Genomic DNA, 4,952 nt, shown 5'->3' on the forward strand with positions numbered 1-4,952 from the left:
GAATCCGATTTCGGCGGCGAGCGTCTTGGCGTGCTGAAACAACTTTTCGACACCCTCCGTGCGCTCGAAGGGCGGACGGTTCATGTCGCCGGTGATGGTGAGCGCGATGTCGGGATTGTGCGGCCGCAGCCCAAGGATGGCCGTCGTCAGGCGCTCGCCGTCGGCGACCGTCTCGACACGGATGTCGATTGGAAACTGACAGAATTGCGGAATGACGTTGACCGCCGTTCCCCCGGACACCATGCCGACCGTCGTGGTGATGCCGCGCGAATAATCCGTCATCGCCTCGACGGCGAGGATCTGCCGCGCCGCTTCGTGGATGGCGTTACGGCCATCCGCATGGCGCGAACCTGCATGGGCCGGGCGGCCCTCCACCGTGACGTCGAAACGTCCGACGCCTTTGCGTGCGGTGACGATCTGGCCATTGTCGCGTGCCGGTTCGGTGACGAGCGCATAAGCTGAACGGCGCGCGAGGTTTTCGATGATCGGCCGAGTCATCGGACTGCCGATCTCTTCGTCGGGGGTGAACAGGAACACTAAAGGCCGCGCCGCCGTGCCCGCACGCGCGACTTCCCTGAATGCCTCGAGGCAAAAAAAGGCGCCACCCTTCATATCGTAGATTCCGGGCCCGTAGATTCGGTCCTCTTCGATGCGCAACGGCAAATCCTTCTCGATGGTGCCGATCGGATGCACCGTGTCGAGATGGGACATGACGAGGATGGGGGGCGCATCCGTCCGAGGCCCCGCGCGCAGAAGGAGCGCGTCACCCAATCCATCCTGTCCCGCAATTCGCTCGACGGCGATCGGCGCACCCGCAACCTGGGCGACCACGAGGTCCATCATCATGTTGACGGCCGCGGGCTCGTGCGTCGGRCTTTCGGTCCGGATCCAGGTGAGAAGGGTATCGAGGGAGGAAGTTGGCATGGGAACGTCCAGGGAATCGCGTTTTGCCTAGGCCTTTCGCCATCAAACATCAAGCTTCGCCGGCGACGTTCGACGCCGTTCTGTCCGTACGCACGTGAGGGATAATCTGCCGCAGCGGCGGATCTGTCGTAACGTTGTAAAGGAAAAATAACCCTTGGACGTTACAACGTCTGGACATCAGGTTGAGGAACAATGGCGTACAAAATCGGCTCTCTCGGCAGGGATTTTCTCGAAGGCTTCGGCACATCCGACACGTTGTTCGGCGATAGCGGAGGCAAACTCACGAGTGGATTGGCCGGAATCGATCAGATCTACGGCTATGCCGGCGCTGACTTCCTACGCGGCGATGCCGCCTCCCTGGGCGGACGCGCGCGCGGCGGCGCCGATGTGATCTGGGGCGGCGACGATCGCGATACGGTTTATGGCGACGCGACGTCGATGAGTGGAACCGCCCGCGGCGGCGCGGACCGGATCTGGGGTGAGCGGGGATACGACATCCTGTTCGGCGACGCGAAGACGATGAGCGCGTCCTCCACCGGCGGCGGCGATAAGATCTATGGCGGCGACGACAACGACACCCTCTATGGAGACGCCTAYACGATGTCGACCCGCGCCCAGGGCGGGAACGATTACCTCTATGGCGATGCCTATAACGACCAATTGTTCGGCGACGCCTACAAGATGACGAGTTCGACGGTCGGCGGCGGCGACAAGCTTTTCGGTGGCAGCGGCGCAGACAGCCTGTACGGCGACGCCTACACCATGACGGGAACATCCCGTGGGGGCGCAGACACACTCTACGGCGACGACGGCGGCGACACGCTGTACGGAGATGCGCGAACCATCACGAACGCGGTGCTGGGCGGAAACGACGTTCTGAAGGGCGGCGGATCGAGCGACAAACTCTACGGCGACGCATTGCAGATGTTCGCCACCTCTACGGGCGGCGCAGACAGCCTCTACGGCGGCACGAGTGCGGACCGTCTTTACGGCGACGCCGCCGATCTGCTCGATCTGGCGCGCGGAGGCGCCGACCGGCTCTACGGCGAAAGCGACAACGACATTCTCTACGGCGACGGCAACACGATGCGCGGCGCAAGCGGTGGTAATGACAGCCTCGACGGTGGCACGGGCAACGATACGCTCTTCGGCGATGCAACCACCATGTACGGAACGAGCATCGGCGGACACGACTGGCTCTCGGGCGGATCCGGAGACGATGTGATCTACGGCGATTGCCGCACGAGCGAGAGCTTCGTCCAATACGGTAACGACAGCCTCTATGGCGGCTCCGGAAACGACACCCTGATCGGCGATTCCTCTTACGGGGGAACCGGCGCCGATTTCCTCAATGGCGGCTCCGGCAACGACATTCTCGACGGCGGCGGCGGACGGGACGTGTTCAGCTTCGATCTCGGTTCAGGCAAAGATCGAATTCTCTATTTCGCGCCTGGCGAAGATATCATCGATCTGCGCGCCTGGCGTTTCGCCTCCTTCGACAAGCTCGTGATCAGTCAGTCGTCGACCGGCACGTTCACGAACATCTATCTCGACGCCGCGAGGCAGCACTACATCAAGCTCGAAGGCATTCTGAAAGCAAACCTCTCGGCGGCGGATTTTCTGCTCTGATTGGAGCCAACAAGAAGGCCACCAACAAAAAGGCCGCCACTTGGCGGCCTTCAGGCGACGTCGATGTTTTCGTTTCGGGAGAGGAAGTTCCCTCGCGCCTAGAACGGAATATCGTCGTCCAGGTCGTTGTAGCGCGATCCTCCGCCTCCGCCGGTGCCGGTCGAGGCCGGTGCCGGGCGGCGTTCCATGGGGGATGAGCGGCCGAAATCGCCGCCGCGGCTGATCTGACCGCCGCCTTCGTCCTCGCTGTAATCGCCACCGCCGGCGCCGCCACCGCGGCTGTCGAGGATCGTCAACTCACCGCGGAAACGCTGCAGGACGATCTCGGTCGTATACTTTTCCTGGCCCGACTGGTCCTGCCATTTGCGGGTCTGGAGCTGGCCCTCGATGTAAACCTTCGAGCCCTTCTTGAGATATTGCTCGGCCACGCGGGCGAGGTTCTCGTTGAAGATGACGACCGAGTGCCACTCCGTCTTTTCCTTGCGCTCGCCGGTCGCCTTGTCTTTCCAGCTCTCGGAGGTGGCGATCCGCAGATTCACCACCGGCTCGCCGTTGTTGAGGCGGCGTACCTCGGGGTCGCGGCCCAGATTGCCGACAATGATCACTTTGTTGACGCTGCCCGCCATCTCGCTCTCCACATTCGCTACAAGGCCGTGTTCTGCGGCCGGACGGCCGTCGGGACAAGCCAAGGATGAGTTCTGCACAGGTCTGTCCCCAATAAAAGGGACCCACGCCTGTGTTCTATATTTGTTCCAGAAAAATACAAGCCATTGAAGCGGATCCGGGATGGATCGAATGCCGCAGCTGAACACCAATTCGGCGAGCGCTCGCTTGTAAACACAACCGAGAGACACCCTCTCCGGAGGCGGCGATAACGACACCCTCTACGGCGGCAACGGCAACGATAAGCTGTCCGGTCACGACGGAGAAGATTATCTCATAGGCAATGCCGGCAAAGATAAACTCGTTGGCGGCGACGGCAACGACACTCTTTTCGGCGAAACCGACAACGACCGTCTGTCGGGCGACGACGGCAACGACTATCTTTATGGCGGCGGCGGCGCCGACTATCTGAACGGCGGCAGCGGCAACGACACGCTCAACGGCGGCGGCGACAAAGACAAGGATGTACTGCTCGGCGGAGCCGGCAACGATAAGATCACAGCGGGCGAAACCGATGCCGCCTCGGGCGGTGCCGGTATTGATACCCTGACCCTCGACTACTCTTATTCATCCACTCGCGTCAAATATGCGATCGATCTCTCGAAGATCTCGGGAAAGAAGACCGCGGACACCGGATATCTCGGCCTGAAGGCAAGCCAATTCGAGAAAGCCTTCGTCAATCTCCACAGCGTGGCCGAAGGTTCGTCCGTCATCGGCTCCAAAGGCGATGACCGTTCCATGTCGATGGAACCGGCGGAACGCTCAAAGGAGGCGGAGGAAACGACACGATACGCGTAAGCGCCTTCGACGGAGGGGCGTTTACGATCGACGGCGGCGCCGGCGCCGACAGGCTATTCTGCGGCGGAGCCGGTAACACGGTCACCGGCGGAGCCGGATCGGATATGTTTGTCCTCCAACTCTACGAGGACGCGAGCACGGTGCTCGATTTCACCGCGAAGGATCGCATTGTCGTTTCGCAATACGCCTATTACTCCCCGACCAAGGCCGACCAGAAGAATCCCCTTGTGTCCGGCACCGATCCGAAAGCGACCTCCGCGCTCGCACAGTTCCTGTACGACGTGGATGATGGCCGCCTCTTCTACGATCCTGACGGCACAGGCATCCTGGAAGCCATGCACGTCCTGACGTTGGCGAACAAAGTCGCGTTGAAGGCATCGAATATTCTCTTCGAGCTGTAGTACCCACATTCACCTTTGCATCCGCTGGGACGACGCTCAGCGGATGGCTTGCGGTTGACGACGCGCGTCCCGCATGCGGCGCCACAGGACGGATCCTACCGCAAATTTTCCAAGCTCCGATTGTCTCGCCGTGCATGGCCCTCGCTTGCCGAGCTAACGCTGTATTCGGCACCTGTGCCACTCGGGAACTGGAACACACCGGCGCACAATCCCAGCCTCAACGGGAGACGCAGCTCTCCAAACCGTTCCCAGAGCCTGCCCCTTCGAGGCTCTTTGGAGGTAAGGCGGCGAATTTTCCCAGGCGAGTTGTTGCTGCCCCACTTTGTTTGGGCTTCTGGTCATCTAGTTACCTGTGGCGAATACCCGACATCCTGGAGCCTCGTCTCATACCTTCCTTGTCCACGATTTCTCAAAACGCGCCTCATCCAGGAAGCCCGTTTGCAGGACGGAAGCGATCGTTCAATCGCAGTCCCAAGTGAAAGGAATTGCCGATGCATACCCGCTCTTCCTCCGCCCGCTGTCTTGCCGGGCTCGTTG

At 61.2% G+C, this 4,952-nt stretch carries 5 protein-coding genes and 1 pseudogene; 4 read left to right on the plus strand and 2 right to left on the minus strand.

Annotated features, from left to right (window positions below; all coding sequences use genetic code 11):
- Positions 1-924: M20/M25/M40 family metallo-hydrolase (locus tag AC1DT3_RS11865; RefSeq protein ID WP_477465456.1), on the minus strand; the 924-nt coding region annotated here is incomplete at its 3' end.
- 192 nt (positions 925-1,116) lie between these two features.
- Here AC1DT3_RS11865 and AC1DT3_RS11870 point away from each other — a divergent pair.
- Positions 1,117-2,553, plus strand: a complete 1,437-nt coding sequence (locus AC1DT3_RS11870; RefSeq protein WP_477465457.1) for a calcium-binding protein — start codon at positions 1,117-1,119, stop codon at positions 2,551-2,553.
- Between the two features lie 98 nt (positions 2,554-2,651).
- On the opposite strand, the gene AC1DT3_RS11875 is transcribed toward AC1DT3_RS11870, so the two are convergent.
- A complete protein-coding gene (locus AC1DT3_RS11875; RefSeq protein WP_477465458.1) occupies positions 2,652-3,179 on the minus strand; it encodes a single-stranded DNA-binding protein in 528 nt (175 codons plus the stop codon).
- A gap of 235 nt (positions 3,180-3,414) precedes the next feature.
- Here AC1DT3_RS11875 and AC1DT3_RS11880 point away from each other — a divergent pair.
- From AC1DT3_RS11880 to AC1DT3_RS11890, 3 genes and pseudogenes are all read left to right on the plus strand, one after another.
- Positions 3,415-3,480 (plus strand): annotated as a pseudogene (locus AC1DT3_RS11880) (hypothetical protein); the annotation flags it as partial.
- Positions 3,463-4,014, plus strand: coding sequence for a calcium-binding protein (locus AC1DT3_RS11885; protein ID WP_477465460.1), 552 nt, complete (start codon positions 3,463-3,465; stop codon positions 4,012-4,014). The pseudogene AC1DT3_RS11880 and the gene AC1DT3_RS11885, both read left to right, overlap by 18 nt.
- 104 nt (positions 4,015-4,118) lie before the next feature.
- Positions 4,119-4,415, plus strand: coding sequence for a hypothetical protein (locus tag AC1DT3_RS11890; RefSeq protein WP_477465459.1), 297 nt, complete (start codon positions 4,119-4,121; stop codon positions 4,413-4,415).
- Positions 4,416-4,952: the final 537 nt, after the last annotated feature.

This window comes from Microvirga sp. P4_G7, from assembly GCF_056401005.1.

What these genes read in the sequence shown, in the direction of transcription:
- AC1DT3_RS11875 (WP_477465458.1), bottom strand. Translation starts at nt 3,179, where the DNA reads ATGGCGGGCAGCGTCAACAAAGTGATCATTGTCGGCAATCTGGGCCGC.
- AC1DT3_RS11890 (WP_477465459.1), top strand. Translation starts at nt 4,119, where the DNA reads ATGTTTGTCCTCCAACTCTACGAGGACGCGAGCACGGTGCTCGATTTC.